General features: G+C 72.8%; 2 protein-coding genes and 1 pseudogene (1 of these 3 cut by a window edge). 1 reads left to right on the forward strand and 2 read right to left on the reverse strand.

The window, feature by feature from the left end; genetic code table 11:
* Positions 1–605: gamma-glutamyltransferase (locus CCN33_RS08305; RefSeq protein ID WP_208621684.1), on the forward strand; the 605-nt coding region annotated here is incomplete at its 5' end.
* Positions 606–635: 30 nt separating this feature from the next.
* Here the strand turns inward: CCN33_RS08305 and CCN33_RS08310 are convergent.
* Both CCN33_RS08310 and CCN33_RS08315 read right to left on the reverse strand, forming a co-directional pair.
* A complete protein-coding gene (locus tag CCN33_RS08310) occupies positions 636–3,203 on the reverse strand; it encodes an ATP-dependent Clp protease ATP-binding subunit (RefSeq protein ID WP_086692749.1) in 2,568 nt (855 codons plus the stop codon).
* Between the two features lie 123 nt (positions 3,204–3,326).
* Positions 3,327–3,550: pseudogene (locus CCN33_RS08315) on the reverse strand (type I methionyl aminopeptidase) (it continues 404 nt past the right edge of the window).

Below are 3,550 nucleotides of genomic sequence, written 5' to 3' on the forward strand. Positions count from 1 at the left end.
GTATAAGAGCCAGGTACGAGGGCGAGAACACCACCCACCTCACCGTGTCCGACAAGTGGGGCAACGTCGTCTCCTACACGATCACCATCGAGCAGACCGGGGGCAGCGGCATCACCGTTCCCGGCCGGGGCTTCCTGCTCAACAACGAGCTGACCGACTTCTCCTTCGCCCCCGCGAGCCCCGGCGTCCCCGACCCCAACCTGCCCGGCCCCGGCAAGCGCCCGCGCTCCTCGATCTCCCCGACCATCGTCCTGGACCGGCACGACCGGCCCGTGGTGGCGCTCGGTTCGCCCGGCGGCGCCACCATCATCACCACCGTGCTCCAGACCCTCACCGAGTTCCTCGACCGGGGGCTCCCGCTGGTCGACGCCATCGCGGCGCCCCGCGCCAGCCAGCGCAACGCAGCCCAGACGGAACTCGAACCCGCCCTGTACGACAGCGCGTTGCGGGACCGGCTGGAACAGCTCGGGCACAGCTTCAAGCTCAACCCCGAGATCGGCGCCGCGACCGGCGTCCAACGGCTGCCGGACGGCAAGTGGCTGGCCGCCGCCGAGACGACCCGGCGCGGCGGCGGGTCGGCCATGGTGGTGAACCCGACGGGCTGACCTCGCGGGCGCCCGAAGCCCCCAGGGGTCTCAGGCGCCCTCGCGGTGCGCCTCGGCCGGCTGGGCCTCCTGGCCCTGGACCCGGAAGTCCAGCCGCCCGTCCGCCACATCGACCGTCACCTCGCCGCCCTCGGCCACCGTGCCGTTCAGCAGCAGCCGCGACAACTGGTTGTCCACCTCGCGCTGGATCGTGCGGCGCAGCGGACGTGCACCGTACTCCGGCTGATGGCCGCGCTCCGCCAGCCAGTCCACGGCCGCGTCGGTGAACTCCACGCTCACGCCCCGCGCGCTGGACAGTTCGCGGGTGCCGTTGAGCAACAGGTCGGTGATCCGTCGCAGTTGCTCGGGCGTGAGCTGGCGGAACACCACGATCTCGTCGATCCGGTTGAGGAACTCCGGCCGGAAGTGCTCCCGCAGCGGCCGCAGGATCTGCTCCCGCCGCGCCTCCTCGTCCGCGTCCGCGCCACCGGGACCGAACCCGATCCCGGCACCGCGCCGGGTGATGACGTCCGAACCCAGGTTGCTGGTCATCACGATGACCGTGTTGGTGAAGTCCACCGTCCGCCCCTGGGCGTCGGTGAGCCGGCCGTCGTCCAGCACCTGGAGCAGGATGTTGAAGACGTCCGGGTGCGCCTTCTCCACCTCGTCCAGGAGCAGCAGCGAGTACGGGTTCCGGCGCACCACCTCGGTGAGCTGGCCCGCCTCCTCGTGGCCGACGTAACCGGGCGGCGCCCCGACCAGCCGGGAGACGGTGTGCCGCTCCTGGTACTCGCTCATGTCGAGCCGCACCATGCGGTCCTCGCTGCCGAACAGCGACTCCGCCAGCGCGCGGGCCAGTTCGGTCTTGCCGACCCCGGTCGGACCGAGGAACAGGAAGCTGCCGATCGGCCGGTCCGGGCTGGACAGCCCCGCGCGGGAACGCAGTACGGCGTCCGCGACCACGTTGACCGCCTCGTCCTGGCCGACCACCCGCTCGTGCAGATGCTCCTCCAGGCCGAGCAGGCGCTCCTTCTCCTCCTGGGTCAGCCGGCTCACCGGCACCCCGGTCTGCCGGGACACCACCTCGGCGATGGCCTCCGCCGTCACCTCGAGGTTCTGCCCCTCGACGACCTCCCCGTCGTCGGCCGCCTCCGAGATCCGCCGCTGGATGTCGGCGATACGGTCCCGCAACTGGGTCGCCTGCTCGTACTGTTCGTCCGCCACCGCCTGGTCCTTGTCCCGGACCAGTTGCTCGGCCTCGCGCTCCAGCGCGCGCACGTCCGCGCCCTTGGTCCGGGCGCCGAGCCGTACCCGCGCACCCGCCTGGTCGATCAGGTCGATCGCCTTGTCGGGCAGCCGCCGGTTGGTGAGATAGCGGTCGGACAGCTCCACGGCCGCCGCCAGCGCCTCGTCCGTGTAACGGACCTGGTGGTGGGCCTCGTAGCGGTCCCGCAGCCCGCGCAGGATCTCCAGCGCGTCCTCGACGGACGGCTCCGGTACCTGGATCGGCTGGAACCGGCGGGCCAGCGCCGCGTCCTTCTCGATCCGCCGGAACTCCTCCAGCGTGGTCGCGCCGACGATGTGCAGCTCACCGCGGGCCAGGGCGGGCTTGAGGATGTTGCCCGCGTCCATCGCGCCGCCCTCGCCGCCGGTGCCCGCGCCGACGACGGTGTGCAGCTCGTCGATGAACACGACCAGCTGGTCCGAGTGCGCGCGGATCTCCTGCACGATGTTGTTCAGGCGCTCCTCGAAGTCGCCCCGGTAGCGGGTGCCGGCCACCACCGCGGTCAGGTCCAGCGCCACCACCCGGCGCCCCTCCAGACCCTCGGGCACGTCCCCGTCCGCGATGCGCTGCGCCAGCCCCTCGACCACGGCGGTCTTGCCGACGCCCGCGTCACCGATCAGCACCGGGTTGTTCTTCCCGCGCCGGGACAGCACCTCGATGGTCTGCTCGATCTCCTTCTCCCGGCCGATCACCGGGTCGATGCGGTTCTCGCGGGCCAGCTCGGTCAGATCGCGCCCGTACTTGTCCAGCGTCGGCGTGGTCGTGGGCCGGGGGCGGTCCTGGCGGCCCTGGGCGGTCTCCGGCGCCTCGGGCGGAGCCGCTTCCGCCTTGAACCGGGCCGCGTGCAGGATGTGCCCGGCGGCCGAGTCCGGGTTCATGGCGAGGGCGCTCAGCACGTGCTCGGGGCCGATGTACCCGGCGCCGCTGGCCCGTGCCATCTCGTGCGCCTCCATCAGCGCCCGCTTCACGGCCGGGGTCAGGGACAGCGCGGTCGGCGGCACGTTGCCCGGCTGGTGCTGCACGGGTCCGGCGCGGCCGTCGATCTCGGTGGCCATCGAGTCCGGGTTCGCCCCGGACCGGCTGAGCAGACTGCGGGTGGGCTCGCTGGACAGGGCGGCGCGCAGCAGGTGCTGGGTGTCGAGATCCCGGCTGCCGTGCTCCGCCGCGTACTGCGCGGCCCCCTTGACCAGCTCGCGCGCGGGCTGGCTCAACAGGCGGCCGATGTCCACCTGGCGGGGGCCGCCGGGCTGGCCCGGATTTCCGGTGCCGCCGAAGAAGCGGGAGAAGAACTCCCCGAAGGGGTCGCCCTCGGGGCCGGTGTAGCCGCTGGTCATCGTTTCCGTCCTTCGCAGACGACGCGTGCGGAGCGGCCGGGTACCCCGGACCGGCCACTCTTGAAACGATGGCACGCCCAGGAGGGAAGGGCACCCGCAGGCTGCGGCCCCGCGGGCCCCGCGTCACGATCCCGCGCGCTGCCTCACCGGTTCGCGGGCCGTCAGGACGCGCGGGCCCGCGTCCGTGACGGCCACCGTGTGCTCGGCGTGGGCCGCGCGGGAGCCGTCGTCGGTGCGCAGGGTCCAGCCGTCGGGGTCGGGGTGGTAGCCGTCCCGGCCGCTCGCGATCAGCATCGGCTCGATGGCCAGGACCATCCCGTGGCGCAGCGGCATGCCCCGGCCGGGGC

This window comes from Streptomyces recifensis (genome assembly GCF_002154615.1).
In the GTDB taxonomy this organism is placed as follows: domain Bacteria; phylum Actinomycetota; class Actinomycetes; order Streptomycetales; family Streptomycetaceae; genus Streptomyces; species Streptomyces griseoluteus.

What these genes read in the sequence shown, in the direction of transcription:
- CCN33_RS08310 (WP_086692749.1), bottom strand. Translation starts at nt 3,203, where the DNA reads ATGACCAGCGGCTACACCGGCCCCGAGGGCGACCCCTTCGGGGAGTTC.